We start from the raw sequence: 16,065 nt of genomic DNA on the forward strand, positions 1-16,065 counted from the left end.
AATTAGGAACTTTTCCACGTCTCATAAACTATTTTTGTAACTCTTCAATACGGGCTTGTGTGCTTTCAAACTTCTCTTGATAGTCTGCTAATTTAGCACGTTCTTTATCTACAACTTCTGCTTTGGCATTTGCCACAAATTTTTCATTAGAAAGCTTACGGTTAACCATATCGAGTTCTTTCTGCCATTTGTCTAGTTCTTTATTGAGACGAGCAATTTCTTCCTCGATATTAATCAAGCCTGCTAATGGAAGGTAGATTTCCGCACCAGTAACAACTGATGACATGGCTTGTTCTGGTGCTGCCACATCCGCTGCAATAGTTAACTCGCTTGGATTAGTGAAACGTCTGATATAAGGCGCCACCTTGTTCAGGAAGGCTTCTTTGTCTGATTTGATCATCATTGGCACGGCTTTTGATAAAGGCGTATTCACTTCCGCACGAATATTACGTACAGCTGTAATAATTTCAATAAGCATTGCAACACCATCTCCAGCTTCTGCATCATCAAATTCTGGACGTACTTCTGGATATTCAGTCACCACAATAGATTTGCCTTCAGCTGTCGGAAGTTTTTCGAAGATTTCTTCTGTGAAGAAAGGCATGATTGGGTGTAGCAGACGAAGCACTTGATCAAGGACATGCACAAGTACTGAACGTGTGACGTCTTTTTCTGCTTCATCATCGCCAAACATTACTTCTTTAGTCAACTCAAGATACCAGTTGGCAAACTCATCCCAAATGAAATTATACAGAATATGACCTGCAACACCAAACTCAAATTTATCCATTTGTTCCGTAACACGCGCAATTGTATCGTTCAAACGTGTGAGAATCCAGCGATCGGTAACATTACCTGCTGTTTTCGCTGCCACTTGGTCAAGATGAGTAGAAATTTCTTCTGCTGTGATATCTCCTGCATTCATCAGGATATAGCGTGAAACATTCCATATCTTATTGATGAAATTCCAAGCTGCATCCATTTTGTCGTAGCTGAAACGCACATCTTGTCCAGGAGCTGAACCATTGGACAAGAACCAACGCAAAGCATCGGCACCATATTTTTCAATCACATCCATTGGGTCAATACCATTCCCCAAAGATTTGGACATCTTGCGTCCCTCTTCATCACGAATCAAACCGTGGATAAGTACATTATTAAATGGTGCTTTTCCTGTAAACTCAAGTGATTGGAAAATCATACGCGAAACCCAGAAGAAGATGATGTCATAGCCCGTAACCAAGGTCGATGTAGGGAAGTAACGTTGGAAGTCTTCTGCCTTTTCATCCGGCCAGCCCATAGTTGAGAAAGGCCATAAGGCTGAAGAGAACCATGTATCAAGTACGTCTTCATCTTGAACCCAACCTTCACCTTCTGGGGCTTCCTCGCCAACATACATTTCGCCAGCTTCGTTGTACCATGCAGGAATTTGATGTCCCCACCAAAGTTGGCGTGAAATAACCCAGTCGTGTACATTTTCCATCCATTGGAGGAAAGTGTCGTTAAAACGTGGAGGATAAAACTCAACCGCATCTTCTGTTTTTTGATTTGCGATTGCATTTTTAGCCAACTCTTCCATCTTAACGAACCATTGTGTCGATAAGCGAGGCTCAACCATTACGCCTGTACGTTCTGAGTGCCCAACGGAGTGCATCATTTTCTCAACTTTAACTAAGTTGCCGAGCTCATCTAATTTTTTAATGATAGCTTCGCGGGCCTCAAAACGATCCATACCATTAAATTCGCCTGTGAGCTCGTTCATTGTACCGTCAGCATTCATTACATTAACTTGTGGCAAGTTATGACGTTGACCAACCAAGAAGTCGTTAGGATCATGGGCAGGGGTAATTTTAACCACACCTGTCCCTTTTTCCATATCTGCGTGTTCGTCACCAACAATAGGAATTTCTTTGTTAATGATAGGGAGAATAACACTTTGACCAATGTATTTGGCATAACGTTCATCTGCTGGGTTAACAGCAACAGCAGTATCTCCAAAGAAAGTTTCTGGACGTGTTGTCGCTACTTCAAGTGCACCTGAACCATCCGCCAAAGGATAAGTTATGTGATAGAAGGCACCTTCGACATCTTTATGGATAACTTCAATATCAGAGAGCGCAGTCATGGCCTTTGGATCCCAGTTAATGATAAACTCACCACGGTAAATCCAGCCCTTTTTGTAAAGTTGAACAAAAACTTTGCGGACTGCAGCAGACAAACCTTCGTCTAGAGTAAAACGTTCACGGTTATAATCAACAGAGATACCCATTTTACCCCATTGTTCTTTGATGGTTGAGGCATATTCGTCTTTCCATTCCCACACCTTGTCTAAGAATTTCTCACGGCCTAAATCATAACGGGAAATACCATCTTCAGCTAAACGCGCTTCCACTTTGGCTTGCGTTGCAATTCCTGCATGGTCCATACCTGGCAACCAGAGGGTATCGAAACCTTGCATACGTTTTTGACGGATGATAATATCTTGCAAGGTTGTATCCCAAGCATGTCCTAAATGAAGCTTCCCTGTTACGTTTGGTGGTGGGATAACGATACTATAGGGTTTTGCTTTTTTGTCACCTGAAGGGGCAAAAACACCTTGTTCGAGCCATTTTTCATAGCGCCCTGCTTCGACTTCAGCAGGATTAAATTTTGTTGATAATTCTTCTGTCATTTATTTTTCCTTTCGGTATGAAAACAGTTAATAATGTCGAGGGAGAAGTTCAAGAGTATGTCAATAAAAAAATACCGCACCTAAACATCCAAAATAGGACGCTCACGCGCGGTACCACCTAAATTCCTGCCTTTTTTAAAGCAGACACTTAATTTTATTTAACTGACCACAATGCAACCTTCACAAGCTTCATCTGAAATCTCACAGCGACCGATTTCTCTCTCAAAGACTAGACTTGTTACTCCTCATTTAGTGTTTTTATTCTATCAGATTTGTCAGTTTTTTGCAAGGTCGCTCAGCGTTCTTTGATTATTTCTAAGAAATGCTCTAAACCTTCTATTTTTTGCATTTGTCGATTACAGTTCACACTATCAACACAGATATATGTTCCGTTCTTAGTATAGGTACCATCAGAACCTCTTTTAGTGATTGCTAAAAATTGTGTCACTTGGCTTGTTTTTTGACAAATCGCACAGATATTTTTTATACTTCCAGAAGTCGTCCCATAAAAACCTCGTCCGTCACTTGTCACGATATATTTTCGCTGACTGGAAATTTCATTCCAAGCAAAATAGGTGAGTTCTTTCATGTCCCAAGATGCTTGAGCTGGAACTTTAAGCTTTTTGACCTTCCTAAAAATCTTTTTAATCTGACTTTCAGATGGTAAGGCAAAAGGTTCAACTAAATTCTTTAAATGGAGCAAATCTCGTTCTGCTTGCTCTTTAGTTGTTTTACTGTCAGCAATTCTCTCTAAAAAGTCCCCGACTTCTTTTGCTTTCGAGAGCTCTTCTATTTCAGCTACAGTTTGAGCATAAACTGCTTCTACTGTGGCTTTTTCATTAACCGAATGATAAACATTAATGAGATCAAAGGTAAGGTATTTTATTCTGTTGTATTCGTATGCTTTCATTTTTTCTCCTTAACTATCCGCTAAGTGAGAATATTGTTAACTTAGCGGTAAACTTATGCGAGAGCAGTTACTCGCACTTGTTTACCAACCATAGGATTTAATTCCATAAAACCCTCCTTATTACTTAAAAAGTTTTTGTACCTAAGTCTGGTACCTCATGGAAATCTTTACCTGCTTTATAGTTTTCAAATTTCCCTTGAATAAATTGATAGGCATCGAGACGACTTTCATAACGAATAGCTGCTTCTTTTGCTTCAATTTTTTTATCTTCATGCGCAATTTTTTCTGCGGCTTTCATTGCAATTTCTGAAAGTTGAACCTGTTGGTCCACCCACTCACTAAAATCTTTTAAAAATTTTTCTTTATATTCCATTTTTATTCTCTTTTTGGTTTGATTAAATGATAACTGTTCTCAATCATCTGTTTCGCTTGTTTCTCTGAAACGTCACCACCAAAATGAATGTCATTCCAGTGTGTTTTATTCATGTGCCAGGCTGGGCGTATTGAGTCAAAAGATTCACGCAGTTCCTCATTGACTGAAGGTAAACCTTTGACAGCCAAAACAAGCTCGCCTTCACGCTCCGAGATGTAGACAAAAGATTTTTTATTTTTTAGATGCTTCACTACAATCGTCGCTGGCCCTTTTTCCATCTTTGCAAAAGGTGTATCTGCAAAAGTTGGACCAAGCGCTAAGCAAAACGATAGCCAGTTTTCTTTATTCATCTCATTCTCCTAAAAGGAGTTGATAAGCGAAGCGATCTCCTTCGTAGAAAACCATACCGCGCTTTTCAAAGCCCTCACGTTCAAAGACTGCCTGCATCACTGCATTAGCTGGATGCGTATCCACGCGGAAGTCCTTATATCCGCGTGCTTGCATCAGAGTAAAGATGTTTGAAAAAAGATATTTTGTCAGACCCAGACCACGGTATTGGTCAGACAGTGCTAAACAATGGACAGTGACATAGTCTAAGCTATCATTTAACCACTCACCGTTATAAATTTTCGTATATTGCGTATCTTCGCCAGTAATGATCGCACAAAAGCCTGCAACTTTTTCATCTACAATCAAAACATAACCGACATCTTCCTGAATGAAATTTTCAATATCACTTTGTGCAGGATACTCAGCTTGCCATTGATCACTCCCGGATTTGCCCAGAAATTCTCGCGCTTGAGCAATAATCGGCATAATGGTTATAACATCCGCTTTGGTTGCCTTTCTTAAATAAATCATGCTTTTCCTCTCCGCTCAAACTAAACGCCCTATTTTATTTTCTTTTTCTACGTGGCTTGTCGTATCCTTGCTTGGGTTTTTCTGCACGAAAAGGTGCTGCTAAAGGTTGGGCAAGTTTACGCATTTTTACTACCGCTTCAGTACGTGCTGTATGTGGGAACATATCGACAGATTGGATATATTCGATGCTGTAAAATTGCGAAAGGATTACTAAGTCTTTTGCTAAAGTCGAAACATTACAAGACACGTAAACCAGTTTTTCTGGTGTATAAGTGGTGATTGTTTCCAACAAAGCATCATCCAATCCTGTACGCGGTGGATCAACGATAAGGGCTGTGGCTCTATGGCCTGACTTATACCAGTTAGGAATGATACGCTCCGCCTTACCTACTTCATAGTGACAGTTTTTAAAGCCAAGACGTTTTGCATTGATTTTAGCATCTGCGATAGATTCTGGCGTAATATCCATTCCGTGGACAGATTTTACTTTCTTGGCCACACCAAAACCGATTGTCCCAACGCCACAGTAGGCATCAATCACACGGTCATCTTTTTTCGGATTTAGCGCACGTACAGCTTCACCATAGAGGACATTAGCTTGTTCTGAATTGAGTTGATAAAAAGCACGTGGTGACAACTCAAAGTCATAATCCAAAACGCCTTCGGTAATCGTTTCTTTTTCCGCAAAAAGCATCTGTGTACGGTCACCATAAATTTCGCTGGTTTTCTTCGGATGGAAGTTGGCTGATACAGAAACAATCTCTTGGAACTCTTCCGTCAAGTCAGATAAAATATTATCCATCTTCACCAAATCTTTGCGTTGACGTTTTGAGAGCTCTTCACGTGGGGCAGGCCAAACTTGTCCATCTAGACTAATGCGTGCAGATGTCACGAAAATAATTTGGACTTCACCTGTTTTTTGGCTGCGTCGCGCAACGATGGTGCGAATCCCCATGACTTTACGCTCATCATAAACAGGTAAATTGTATTTTTCAATCAAACGGCAGATACGATTAGCGATATTTTGAATGACTTCGTCTTGAACCAAGCAATTCTCTAAATTCACCAAATGGTGTGTGCCTTCTTTGTACAATCCAGCAATGACATCGCCATTGTTTAGACGGCGCACTTGGAATTGCAACTTATTACGGTAACGCAAAGGATTTTCCATACCAAGTGTTGGCAGAAGTTCGTACTTCTTCCAACCTGTTGGACGGTATTTTTCAAGTGCTTGACGGAGCAAATCACGCTTAAACTCTAATTGTTGCGGATAAGCAAGATGCATGATGTGTGAGCCACTCAGCTCATGGTAAACACGATCTTCAGGCTTAACACGGTATTTTGACTTTTTATTTATCTTAACAACTTTTGCGCGTGAAAAATTGCGGGCATTTTCTGTAATTTCTGCCAAAATTTCTTCTGTAGGCAGTGCATAAGGCACAAATACCAAGCGCCCATGGTAAGAGGCGATTCCTTCGCCATTGATACCCATACGCTCGATATTGAGTGGGATTTTTTGTCCAATTTTCAGATTAATCATATCCCAATTTTAACATAATTTCCCTATAATTGGACCACTAACATCCAAGGATTCTCCTAATTGTAAAGAAAAATCCCAGTACCTTCACTGGAATTTTTTTCTATTCATGTAATTCTATTGGCAATTCATCAGGATCATAGAAGAAAACCATCTTTTTATTGGTAATTTCATCCACGCGCAGTTCTTCAACTTTAATCCCTTGATCCGATAAATAAGCTATGTCTGCTTCAATATTATCGGTCTGTATTGCCAAATGACGTAAACCTTTCGCCTCTGGATAGGAGACACGCTCAGGGGCATCAATTTTAATGAAGAGCTCTATTTCAGTACTGTCATTCATTTGAAGATCGATTTTCACATCCCCTTTATCCGGACGATGGTTTTCTCTGATTACTGGAAATCCCAGAATATCTACATAAAAGTGTCGTGATTTTTCATAATCACTCCCTATAATAGCGATATGATGTATGCTCTTAAAATTTGGTGTATACATGTTTCCCTCTATCTTATCTTCTCAGCCGTAAGTTCATCTTCTTCCAAGATGCAGACTTCTTCTCCTTGAGCTTTGAGATTACGGACGTGATCTTCCCCCCAAGAACAAAGATTATCTAAAATGTTATTCAAGCTTTCACCATATGGGCTAAGCGAATATTCAACTTTTGGCGGCACTTGATTGTAAACGGTGCGGACAATGATATTATCCAGCTCTAATTCACGTAATTGTTGTGTAAGCATTTTTTGACTGATTCCTGGAATACTTCGTTTAAGTTCCCCTGGACGGCGTGGTTGGTGTCTGAGGTTACACAAAATGATAGATTTCCATTTTCCACCAATGACGTCCATTGTGGCTTCTACACCTATGTTATAAGTTTTTTCCAAAAAAAATTTCCTTTCTAAATCCTTTATTTCAAACAAAACTTACTTTTTTGTATGTATATGACAAAAAAGTAGGTACTATTCAACAAGTTATTTTTATTATATACTATTTTTTGTCAAAAGAAAACCTAAGGAGAAAAGACAATGAAACTTAACAATACAACACATATCCCCGAATTAGGATTAGGCGTTTTCCAAATCTCAAATGAGGAAACTGCTGAAGTCGTAAAAAACGGAATCATCAACGGTTATCGTTTGATCGATACCGCCCAAATTTATGGTAACGAAGAAGGCACAGGACAGGGGATCAAGGCTGGCCTTGAAGACACAAATCTTACACGCGAAGACCTCTTCATCACATCAAAACTATGGGGCAGCAACCTTTCTTATGAGGAAACCATTCAAAGCTTTGAAACAAGTTTAGAAAAATTAGGTCTGGATTACCTTGATCTTTATCTCATTCACTGGCCAGGTACTGATTATGGGTTTGAAGCTTCTTGGAAAGCTATGGAAGACCTCTACAAAGACGGTCGTATCAAAGCTATCGGTGTAAGTAACTTCCAAAAACATCACTTAGAGCGTCTCTTTACCTATGCACAAGTTATCCCTGCAGTAAATCAAATCGAGCTTCACCCTAAACTTACTCAAAAAGAACTGCGTCACTTTTTAGAAGCACACGATATTAAAGTACAAGCTTGGTCACCATTGATGCAAGGACAACTGTTAGACAATGAAACAATTAAAACAATTGCTCAGAAACACAATAAATCAACAGCACAAGTTATCCTTCGTTGGCATTTAGAGCAAGGTATTTTGGTTAACGTGAAATCTGTCAAAACAGAACGTATGCTTGCCAACCGTGATATCTTTGATTTCTCTCTAAATCAAGATGATATGGAACTCCTCAACAATCTTGATGAAAATCTGCGCGTGGGACCAAATCCAGAAACATTTAATTTTTAAAAAATAGGAAACCTTCATGAAAAAAATTTCACCAAGCCTAACCTTATTGGCTTTAGCCATTAATGCCTTTGCCATAGGTTCAACAGAATTCATCAGTGTTGGTCTTATGCCGATGATTGTGAACACTTTTAATATCAATTTATCTCAAGCAGGACTTACCGTCTCTTTATATGCCTTAGGTGTGACTATTGGAGCACCTCTTCTTACGATTGTTACAGGCACATGGAATCGGCGCTCATTAATGTTAGCTATTATGCTACTCTTTATCAGCGGTAATCTCTTATCTGCTTTTGCTCCAACTTTCCTCCTGCTCTTAGTTGGACGTATTTTAGCAGCGTTAGCACATGGTATCTTTATGTCGGTGTCAACACTTATTGCTGCAAATGTAGTTCGTCCTGAAAAACGTGCTTCTGCTATTGCTTTGATGTTTACAGGACTTACTGTAGCAACTTTTATCGGCGTGCCTTTGGGAACTTTTATCGGACAACATTCTACATGGCATATGTCCTTTATCTTCATTGCCGCAATTGGATTGATTGGATTATTAGCGAGCATCTTTTTAATTCCGACAAACCTCCCTATACCAGGCAAAGTAAATTTAAGTGGTTTTGCGAGAATTTTCCGCAATAAATACATTATGACTTCTTTCTTTATTACTGCTTTTGGTTACGGTGGTACCTTTGCTGCTTATACTTATTTAGCTCCTTTATTAGAGGATACCTTTAATTTCAGTTCAAGTACTGTTGTTGTCGTTCTGATCGCTTACGGTATAACGGTAGCAATCGGTAATACTATCGGTGGACATTACTCAAATAAAAATATTTTACCTGTATTACTCAAAATGTTTGGTGCTTTAACTGCAAGTTTGCTTATCCTTTTTATAGCAGCACTATTGGCTTCTCAGTGGCTTGGATTACTTGCAACGCTTTTGCTGGGTTTATTTGCCTTCATGAACGTGCCTGGTTTACAACTCTATGTTGTCCAACTGGCTGAAAAATTCACTCCCCAAGACATCACTCTTGTTTCAGCTTTTAATATTTCAGCTTTCAACATTGGTATTACACTGGGTTCATTTACGGGGGGCGAGGTAGCGAAGATAAGTAGCGTTATCTATACACCACTTGCAGGGATTGTTATTGTCCTCCTTGCTATGCTTCTCATTATTGGGGCTCAAAAACAAAAAGTTGCTATCAAATAAATCACTCCAAGATAAAAAACAAAGACAACTTTAGAAAAAGCTACTAGTTCATTCGCTAGTGCTTTTTTCTTAGATCCAAAAAATCTATTTCTCCTTCATCCGGTACTCTGTTATAATAAAGTTATGATAAAAATCAAGGAAATCACAAAACTCAAAAAGCTTTATAAAGTTATACTAACAGAGCCTTTTTCATATAAGGACTGGGAGGAAGCTAAAGATAAAATTTACGTCTGTGAGGATACAGTTGTAAAATATATGCTGACGAGGGATAAAGCCTTTTCTACAGCGGAACTGGAGCAGCTGTTAGCTTTTGACAATTTTGCGCAAGGTAAATCCTTAGCACTTTACTTTATCTCCTACAAGGCTCGGACATCATCAGAAGTCAAAAAGTACCTCTATGAACACAATATCCAACCAATTCAAATCGAAGCGATCATTGACAACCTTACTAAAAATGGTCTCCTCAACGACCGCGCTTATATCGAAAGTTATATCCAGGGAAAAGTACGCACAGCAAGTGCTGGTCCTTATCAGATCAAACAGAAACTCCACCTAAAGGGGCTAGATTTGCAACTTATTGATGAGGGTATAGCGCAAGTTTTTAATGAAGAAAAACAAATTGACGTGGCTGTCGCTCTTGCGGAAAAGATAGTCCGCCAAAAAGCAAGTCGTCACACTCTACAACAGCTAAAACAAAAAATCACACAAGGACTCACTGCTAAGGGTTTTTCCTATGCCATTAGCGCTATAGCTCTTGAAAGTCTAGAACTTGAAGTGGATGAAGAAAATGAGTTAGAGCTCCTTTACACTGAACTCGACAAAAGTGCCCGTAAATACAGTAGAAAATACGAAGGCTATGAGCTTAAGCAACGCATCACCCAAGCCTTAGCCCGTAAAGGATTCGACTTTAGTGATATTTCTAGCGCAATACGAGACTATGATTTTGAAGAGGAATAAATCAACTTTCTCTTTAAAAGCATTTCCCATTTTCCACCTCAAAATTGTGTTATGATATAATAAAAGCAAGACTGGAAAGCATATGACACAATCTCTCATCACACGTATCAACTCTTATTACGATAATCTCAGTAAATCTGATCAAGCCATTTCAAATTACTTGATTGAAAATATGGACACGGCTGCCCGCTTATCCATTCAAGAATTCGCAAAGAATACTAAAGTATCTACTGCAACCATTTCGCGTTTTGCCAAAAAAATCGGTTTTGATTCATTTCAAGATTTAAAGTTAGCTATCCACAGCACCGAAAAATTTAAATCCGACAACTTTTTCAGCGAACTATCGCCAGAAGATAGCTATAAAGATATTCTTGCCAAGAATTTTACAAGTAATATTTCTTCTCTCAATGCAACATTGCAGCTGATAGAGAGCGAAACTTTGGATAAGGTTATGAACATCCTCCTATCCGCCAAAACATGTGGTTTTTTTGGTCTGGGTGGCTCTAATGCCGTTGCTTTAATTGCTTACCATAAATTTTTGCGTATGCCACTGCAAACGGTATATCATCAGGATTTTCATTATCAACAAATGTTGGCTTCTAAACTGACCGAAAAAGACTGTGCTTTTGTTATTTCACATACTGGTAAAAACAAAGATACACTGAAAATCGTTGATATTTTGAAGAGCAATCACGTTCCTGTGATTGCCATTACGTCATTTGCCAACTCAGCCTTGGTGAAAAAAAGCGACTTGGCACTTATTTCAATCGCTGAAGAAATATCTTTTCGACCTGAAGCTGTCGCTTCAACCGTTTCTCAAATTAGTCTTCTCGATGCCATCTTTTTGATGTACGGGATGAAAGCTCAGGATTCAATCGAAGATACTTTGGAAAATATTCGAGAAGTGATCAGCCAAACCCGTTTAAATTAAACTAGAAAGTTAATGATAAAGGAGGACCAAAATGGCATTTACTGAAACAAAAGGACGCTATGCAAGCTATGGAACTGTCTCTAGTATTCCTGGTGAAATCATTGACAGTTTTTGGTTCATCATTGACAATCAGCTAAAAGGCGTTATCCCGCTTGAGCCCCTTATCAATTTTGAATTACTCAACCAAAAGGGACTGCTTTCTGTGAAATTTTCACAGCCGCACAATCCTTTAACCATTACAGTTGATTTCCAATACCCTTTTAATAATTCTTGGCCTCGGCATTTCCATGCTGTTGATAATAATGGTAAAGAAACCATTATCTCTTCACAAGAACGTTAAACAAAAGTCTCCAGATAAAATTCTGGAGACTTTTTAAATTTCATAATAGACGATTTCTGGAGGAACACCAAATCTGATTGGTAAAAAGGTTAAGCCAATACCGGCATTGACAAAAAGTTTTGTATATTTCCCTAATATGTATAGACCAGAATCATACACCTTTGAGCCATCATTACGTAAGCGCAAATTGCCAAGACGAATCTGCCCACCATGGCTATGTCCTGCAACGACTAAATCATATTTTTCAGGAAATTCTACTTGTAAAATCGTATCCGGCTCATGAATCATTAAAATCGAAAACTTTCCTTGCTCAGGGACCATACTAAAATTTGGTTGTCCTTCACGTAAATCATCAAGTCCGGTTAATGCTACTGTCCCTGACATGAGTGATTGGTTAGTAAGTACAGTAAAACCTGCTTCCTTTAGAAAAGTTCTTATATAGTTAGCATCCCCTTCATGCGAAAAATCATGATTACCCAAAATCGCAAATTTTCCTAATGGTGCTTCAAGTTTTGCTAAAATTTCTTTTACCTTATCAACATCATGCGCTTGCGCCCAATCGACTTTATCAAATAAGTCGCCTGTGAACAAGATCAAGTCAGGTTGTGTTTTATCTATGTGTTTTGAAAATTTAAAAAAGCGGCGTGGATGTGTGTGCCAATTAAAATGTGTATCGGTAAAGTGTGCAACTTTCAGCCCGGCTGTGTTTGAAATTTTCACTTGTCGCACACGCATCAAATGCGGTTCAACGAAAAGACCATAAGCCAAAAGGCAGAAAAGTAAAATTATAATCCATGTCATTGCTTTATTTTACCATATTCAGATTTTTTATTCTTCATAATGAGATTCACGCTCCTTATTGTATCAAAGCACGTAACAAAAAAACACCCGAAGGTGCCTAGTTATTTCTTAGTTTTCGTCAGAAGCTACGAATGGCAAGAGAGCCATAACACGTGCGCGTTTGATAGCTGTAACCACTTTACGTTGGTTTTTAGCTGAAGTACCAGTTACGCGACGTGGCAAGATTTTACCACGTTCTGAGATAAAACGTTTTAAGAGTTCAGTGTCTTTATAATCAACAACTTCGATTTTGTTAGCTGCGATAAAGTCAACTTTTTTACGGCGTTTGAAGCCACCACGTTTTTGAAAAGCCATAGTGTGTTTCTCCTTATATTATTGTATGATGTTGTTGAGTAGAAAAGTCAATACGGATACCGCTTTTATACTCAACGAATAGGGCTCAGATAGACTGCCTTGTACAGCTGCCTTACTTATTAGAATGGAAGATCATCATCTGAGATTTCCATTGGTGAGCCACCAAATGGATCTGCATCACGACCAAAATCAGGTGTTGAATTTCCTGCTGAGCTGTTAGAGCCAGCAAAAGGACGATTTTGTGATTGTTGTTGCTGTGGTGCAGAATATGAACCAGAGCCACCTTCACGTGCGGCACGACTTTCAAGCATTTGGAAGTTATCAGCCAATACTTCAGTCACGTAAACACGTTGACCTTCTTTGTTCTCATAATTTCGCACTTGAATACTACCTGTTACACCAATCAAGGCACCTTTTTTAGCCCAATTTGCCAAGTTTTCAGCAGATTGGCGCCAGATGACACAGTTAATGAAATCAGCTTCACGTTCGCCTTGCGCGTTTTTAAAACGACGGTTAACAGCAATCGTAAATGTAGCAACCGCAGTATTTTGCGGTGTGTATCGCAGTTCAGGGTCACGCACAACGCGTCCGACCAAAACAACATTATTAATCATGATGCTTCTCCTTTAAATTTGTCCAGCTAAACTAGAATTAAGCTTCTACTTTAGTGATCATGTGACGAAGAATGTCGCCGTTAATCTTAGCAAGACGGTCAAATTCGCTCAAAGCTTCTGAATCAGTAGCAGCTTCAAGAGTTACGATGTGGTAGATACCTTCGCGGAAGTCTTGAATTTCGTAAGCGAGTTTGCGTGTTTCCCAGTCTTTAGACTCAAGATTAGCAGCACCGTTGTCAGTCAAGATACTATCGAAACGTTCAACGAGGGCTTTCTTTGCTTCTTCTTCAATGTTTGGACGAATAATATAAAGAATTTCGTATTTTGTCATTGATTTTTCCTCCTTTTGGACTAATGACACAGGTTGGAGCCTGTGTAAGTTATGAGTTTTTACTCACAAGTATATATTCTATCAAATTTAGCTACATTTTGCAAGTTGATTTATCTTATTTATTCTATTATAAAATAAAAAATAACCCTCTGCCTCTGCAGAAGATTTCTCATCATTTTTTATTATTAAGCGACTACATCAAGCACATTAGCTGGAATGTAGCGATACTCACCTTCTTTCGATTGATAATAGCCAAGCTTTTTCACGATAAAATGCAACTTGCAACGGCTATCAAAGCGCTGGTATAAGTGGGAGATTTCCCCTTCCTGGCTACGGGTTACGCATACTATTTTTTCTCCCGCGTAAGTTGGAGATACATATTTTGGGGTAAACGTCATTGAAAACCACCTCCAGATATAATTGAGATGAAAACGCAATCATCTCTTCTTATACTATAACTCTTTTTAATCTCTAAAACAAATGTCTAGATTTTTAATGGCTAAACATTAAAAAAATCTGTAATTTTAAACAACAACGTGTATAATTATTCAAATCTAGCAGGCTCGTCCTTGACATCCCTCTCAAATTAATCTAAAATATTCATAAATACTTAATAAACGATAGAGGTCGCAACCAATAATAAGCTAAGCAGAGCTAGAGCATGCTGAGAAGTTTAGCCCAGGAGCGGTTGCCGAAAGAAAAGTTATGCTCACCGACTTTTCTTGGTTTAGCGGGAAATACCTGTTAAACTGTCGTGGTCTAACTATGACCATGATGCGCTATTCGGATGAAAGATCTTTCTGACGTTTAGCAATCTCTAGGGATTGCTTTTTGTATTAATATTTATAAATTTAGGAGAGAAGTAATGGATAATACTTCAAATAATGAGGCCACGCCATCCACGCAAGTTAAACGTGGCCTTAAACATCGTCACTTAACAATGATTGCCTTAGGAGGAACTATTGGTACCGGGCTATTTGTTGCATCAGGCGCAACGATTTCTCAAGCTGGACCTTTAGGCGCGTTAGTTGCCTATGTCGCCATTGGGCTCATGGTTTTCTTCCTTATGACGTCTTTAGGTGAAATGGCTTCCTATCTTCCAGTATCAGGCTCTTTTGCTTCTTTCGCTGACCGTTATGTAGATAAAGCTTTCGGCTTCGCTATGGGATGGAACTATTGGTTTAACTCAGCAATTACTGTAGCGGTTGAGGCAGCTACAGTTGGTGTTATTATGCAGTTCTGGTTGCCCCATGTGCCCACATGGATATGGTCGACTATTGTGATTGCGCTCATCCTCTTGGTTAACCTCATTTCAGCTAAAGCTTATGGTGAAGCAGAATTTTGGATGGCGACAATTAAAGTCATCGCTGTTATCGCCTTTATCGTGATTGGTCTCGCAACAATTTTTGGAGTTATGAGTTATAAGCCAGATGTGGCACGCAATCTTTCTGCTGGAGGAAATCATGGTTTTGTCGGGGGTATTGGAGGTATGATTGCTGTCTTCATGATTGCAGGCTTCTCTTTCCAAGGTACAGAAATCGTTGGTATCGCAGCCGGCGAGTCAGAAAACCCTGAGAAAAATGTACCCTCAGCGATTAAACAAGTCTTTTGGCGGATTATTATTTTCTATTTCCTCTCAATATTCGTAATCGGTGCCTTGGTTTACTATAAAGACCCAAGTCTTCTCCGTGCAGCAACCCAAAGCGACATTACCGTTTCTCCATTTACCTTGGTATTTGAACGTGCTGGCTTAGCTGCTGCTGCATCCGTTATGAATGCTGTCATCTTAACCTCGGTTATTTCATCTGCCAATTCTTGGTTATATGCTGCTTCTCGCATGCTTTTTGGTATGGCAAAAGAGGGGCATGCACCGAAAATCTTCGCTAAAACAAATACAAGCAACGGGGTACCAATTTATGCAATTTTAGCGACTGTTGCCATCGGTCTTTTGGCCTTCTTAACAAGTATCTTCGGAACTGAGATTTATTTCTATTTGGTCGCTGCTTCCGGTTTATCTGGTTTCTTGGCTTGGATTGGAATTGCTATCTGTCATTTCCGCTTCCGCCGTGCTTTTATTAAACAAGGTCACAAACTTTCTGAGTTAGGCTACCATGCTAAATGGTTCCCTATTGGGCCAATCATCGCTCTTATTCTTTCAATCATTATCGTTATCGGGCAAATTACTACCGTAACGATGAATGCGCAAAGCATCATTACAACCTACCTTGCTTTACCTCTCTTCTTGATTTTATATTTCTCTTACAAAATCGTGAAGAAAACAAAACTTATTCCGCTTGAAGAAGTTGATTTAAGCCGTGATATTGATTAAAACGAATATAAAAACG

Annotated in this window: 19 protein-coding genes, 1 riboswitch and 1 other annotated feature; of the genes, 6 read left to right on the forward strand and 13 right to left on the reverse strand. The window is 39.2% G+C overall.

What is annotated here, in order from left to right; translation table 11 throughout:
• Window positions 1-28: 28 nt before the first annotated feature.
• From J0J35_RS08130 to J0J35_RS08165, 8 genes are all read right to left on the reverse strand, one after another.
• Window positions 29-2,671, reverse strand: a complete 2,643-nt coding sequence (locus J0J35_RS08130) for a valine--tRNA ligase (RefSeq protein WP_206916607.1) — start codon at window positions 2,669-2,671, stop codon at window positions 29-31.
• A 91-nt stretch (window positions 2,672-2,762) separates the two neighbouring features.
• Window positions 2,763-2,933, reverse strand: a binding site (T-box leader).
• Between the two features lie 33 nt (window positions 2,934-2,966).
• Window positions 2,967-3,581, reverse strand: a complete 615-nt coding sequence (locus J0J35_RS08135) for a FusB/FusC family EF-G-binding protein (protein WP_206916608.1) — start codon at window positions 3,579-3,581, stop codon at window positions 2,967-2,969.
• A 124-nt stretch (window positions 3,582-3,705) separates the two neighbouring features.
• Complete coding sequence (locus J0J35_RS08140; protein ID WP_019335766.1) at window positions 3,706-3,954, reverse strand: DUF1912 family protein; 249 nt, start codon at window positions 3,952-3,954, stop codon at window positions 3,706-3,708.
• A gap of 2 nt (window positions 3,955-3,956) precedes the next feature.
• Window positions 3,957-4,304: an MmcQ/YjbR family DNA-binding protein gene (locus J0J35_RS08145; RefSeq protein WP_206916609.1), complete on the reverse strand. Its 348-nt coding sequence runs from the start codon at window positions 4,302-4,304 to the stop codon at window positions 3,957-3,959.
• Window position 4,305: 1 nt separating this feature from the next.
• Window positions 4,306-4,815: a GNAT family N-acetyltransferase gene (locus J0J35_RS08150; protein ID WP_206916610.1), complete on the reverse strand. Its 510-nt coding sequence runs from the start codon at window positions 4,813-4,815 to the stop codon at window positions 4,306-4,308.
• A 34-nt stretch (window positions 4,816-4,849) separates the two neighbouring features.
• Entirely contained in the window at window positions 4,850-6,355 is a 1,506-nt protein-coding gene (gene rlmD / locus J0J35_RS08155) for a 23S rRNA (uracil(1939)-C(5))-methyltransferase RlmD (protein ID WP_165720130.1), read from the reverse strand.
• A gap of 100 nt (window positions 6,356-6,455) precedes the next feature.
• Complete coding sequence (locus J0J35_RS08160) at window positions 6,456-6,848, reverse strand: VOC family protein (RefSeq protein WP_206916612.1); 393 nt, start codon at window positions 6,846-6,848, stop codon at window positions 6,456-6,458.
• An 8-nt stretch (window positions 6,849-6,856) separates the two neighbouring features.
• The gene (locus J0J35_RS08165; RefSeq protein WP_019335764.1) at window positions 6,857-7,234 is read right to left on the reverse strand and encodes a helix-turn-helix domain-containing protein; all 378 of its coding nucleotides are present in this window, start codon (window positions 7,232-7,234) and stop codon (window positions 6,857-6,859) included.
• Window positions 7,235-7,375: 141 nt separating this feature from the next.
• Between J0J35_RS08165 and J0J35_RS08170 the strand changes: the two genes are divergently transcribed.
• The 5 genes from J0J35_RS08170 (at window position 7,376) to J0J35_RS08190 (ending at window position 11,620) form a co-directional block, all read left to right on the forward strand.
• Window positions 7,376-8,194, forward strand: coding sequence for an aldo/keto reductase (locus J0J35_RS08170; RefSeq protein ID WP_206916614.1), 819 nt, complete (start codon window positions 7,376-7,378; stop codon window positions 8,192-8,194).
• A 16-nt stretch (window positions 8,195-8,210) separates the two neighbouring features.
• Window positions 8,211-9,392: an MFS transporter gene (locus J0J35_RS08175; protein WP_206916616.1), complete on the forward strand. Its 1,182-nt coding sequence runs from the start codon at window positions 8,211-8,213 to the stop codon at window positions 9,390-9,392.
• 123 nt (window positions 9,393-9,515) lie between these two features.
• Window positions 9,516-10,349 carry a recombination regulator RecX gene (recX, locus tag J0J35_RS08180; RefSeq protein ID WP_206916617.1) on the forward strand — a complete coding sequence of 278 codons (834 nt, stop codon included), beginning with the start codon at window positions 9,516-9,518 and terminating at the stop codon, window positions 10,347-10,349.
• Between the two features lie 82 nt (window positions 10,350-10,431).
• Window positions 10,432-11,280, forward strand: a complete 849-nt coding sequence (locus J0J35_RS08185) for a MurR/RpiR family transcriptional regulator (RefSeq protein WP_019291952.1) — start codon at window positions 10,432-10,434, stop codon at window positions 11,278-11,280.
• Between the two features lie 31 nt (window positions 11,281-11,311).
• The gene (locus J0J35_RS08190; RefSeq protein WP_019291953.1) at window positions 11,312-11,620 is read left to right on the forward strand and encodes a DUF960 domain-containing protein; all 309 of its coding nucleotides are present in this window, start codon (window positions 11,312-11,314) and stop codon (window positions 11,618-11,620) included.
• A gap of 33 nt (window positions 11,621-11,653) precedes the next feature.
• Here the strand turns inward: J0J35_RS08190 and J0J35_RS08195 are convergent, their stop codons facing one another.
• The 5 genes from J0J35_RS08195 to J0J35_RS08215 form a co-directional block, all read right to left on the reverse strand.
• Window positions 11,654-12,421: a metallophosphoesterase gene (locus J0J35_RS08195; RefSeq protein ID WP_165707018.1), complete on the reverse strand. Its 768-nt coding sequence runs from the start codon at window positions 12,419-12,421 to the stop codon at window positions 11,654-11,656.
• A 108-nt stretch (window positions 12,422-12,529) separates the two neighbouring features.
• Entirely contained in the window at window positions 12,530-12,775 is a 246-nt protein-coding gene (rpsR, locus tag J0J35_RS08200; RefSeq protein ID WP_003133134.1) for a 30S ribosomal protein S18, read from the reverse strand.
• 119 nt (window positions 12,776-12,894) lie between these two features.
• Entirely contained in the window at window positions 12,895-13,389 is a 495-nt protein-coding gene (gene ssb, locus J0J35_RS08205; RefSeq protein WP_017369521.1) for a single-stranded DNA-binding protein, read from the reverse strand.
• Between the two features lie 37 nt (window positions 13,390-13,426).
• Window positions 13,427-13,720, reverse strand: coding sequence for a 30S ribosomal protein S6 (gene rpsF / locus J0J35_RS08210; protein WP_003133129.1), 294 nt, complete (start codon window positions 13,718-13,720; stop codon window positions 13,427-13,429).
• Between the two features lie 185 nt (window positions 13,721-13,905).
• The gene (locus J0J35_RS08215; protein ID WP_019291955.1) at window positions 13,906-14,118 is read right to left on the reverse strand and encodes a hypothetical protein; all 213 of its coding nucleotides are present in this window, start codon (window positions 14,116-14,118) and stop codon (window positions 13,906-13,908) included.
• Between the two features lie 215 nt (window positions 14,119-14,333).
• Window positions 14,334-14,510, forward strand: a riboswitch (Lysine riboswitch).
• A gap of 75 nt (window positions 14,511-14,585) precedes the next feature.
• Here J0J35_RS08215 and J0J35_RS08220 point away from each other — a divergent pair.
• Complete coding sequence (locus J0J35_RS08220) at window positions 14,586-16,049, forward strand: amino acid permease (RefSeq protein ID WP_019291956.1); 1,464 nt, start codon at window positions 14,586-14,588, stop codon at window positions 16,047-16,049.
• Window positions 16,050-16,065: the final 16 nt, after the last annotated feature.

It is taken from the genome of Lactococcus sp. LG606, assembly GCF_017309645.1.
In the GTDB taxonomy this organism is placed as follows: Bacteria; Bacillota; Bacilli; order Lactobacillales; family Streptococcaceae; genus Lactococcus; species Lactococcus petauri.

Excerpts from the sequence above, each read along its gene's own strand:
- J0J35_RS08130 (WP_206916607.1), bottom strand. The coding sequence starts at position 2,671 with ATGACAGAAGAATTATCAACAAAATTTAATCCTGCTGAAGTCGAAGCA.
- J0J35_RS08135 (WP_206916608.1), bottom strand. The coding sequence starts at position 3,581 with ATGAAAGCATACGAATACAACAGAATAAAATACCTTACCTTTGATCTC.
- J0J35_RS08140 (WP_019335766.1), bottom strand. The coding sequence starts at position 3,954 with ATGGAATATAAAGAAAAATTTTTAAAAGATTTTAGTGAGTGGGTGGAC.
- J0J35_RS08145 (WP_206916609.1), bottom strand. The coding sequence starts at position 4,304 with ATGAATAAAGAAAACTGGCTATCGTTTTGCTTAGCGCTTGGTCCAACT.
- J0J35_RS08150 (WP_206916610.1), bottom strand. The coding sequence starts at position 4,815 with ATGATTTATTTAAGAAAGGCAACCAAAGCGGATGTTATAACCATTATG.
- rlmD (WP_165720130.1), bottom strand. The coding sequence starts at position 6,355 with ATGATTAATCTGAAAATTGGACAAAAAATCCCACTCAATATCGAGCGT.
- J0J35_RS08160 (WP_206916612.1), bottom strand. The coding sequence starts at position 6,848 with ATGTATACACCAAATTTTAAGAGCATACATCATATCGCTATTATAGGG.
- J0J35_RS08170 (WP_206916614.1), top strand. The coding sequence starts at position 7,376 with ATGAAACTTAACAATACAACACATATCCCCGAATTAGGATTAGGCGTT.
- J0J35_RS08175 (WP_206916616.1), top strand. The coding sequence starts at position 8,211 with ATGAAAAAAATTTCACCAAGCCTAACCTTATTGGCTTTAGCCATTAAT.
- recX (WP_206916617.1), top strand. The coding sequence starts at position 9,516 with ATGATAAAAATCAAGGAAATCACAAAACTCAAAAAGCTTTATAAAGTT.
- J0J35_RS08185 (WP_019291952.1), top strand. The coding sequence starts at position 10,432 with ATGACACAATCTCTCATCACACGTATCAACTCTTATTACGATAATCTC.
- J0J35_RS08190 (WP_019291953.1), top strand. The coding sequence starts at position 11,312 with ATGGCATTTACTGAAACAAAAGGACGCTATGCAAGCTATGGAACTGTC.
- J0J35_RS08195 (WP_165707018.1), bottom strand. The coding sequence starts at position 12,421 with ATGACATGGATTATAATTTTACTTTTCTGCCTTTTGGCTTATGGTCTT.
- rpsR (WP_003133134.1), bottom strand. The coding sequence starts at position 12,775 with ATGGCTTTTCAAAAACGTGGTGGCTTCAAACGCCGTAAAAAAGTTGAC.
- ssb (WP_017369521.1), bottom strand. The coding sequence starts at position 13,389 with ATGATTAATAATGTTGTTTTGGTCGGACGCGTTGTGCGTGACCCTGAA.
- rpsF (WP_003133129.1), bottom strand. The coding sequence starts at position 13,720 with ATGACAAAATACGAAATTCTTTATATTATTCGTCCAAACATTGAAGAA.
- J0J35_RS08215 (WP_019291955.1), bottom strand. The coding sequence starts at position 14,118 with ATGACGTTTACCCCAAAATATGTATCTCCAACTTACGCGGGAGAAAAA.
- J0J35_RS08220 (WP_019291956.1), top strand. The coding sequence starts at position 14,586 with ATGGATAATACTTCAAATAATGAGGCCACGCCATCCACGCAAGTTAAA.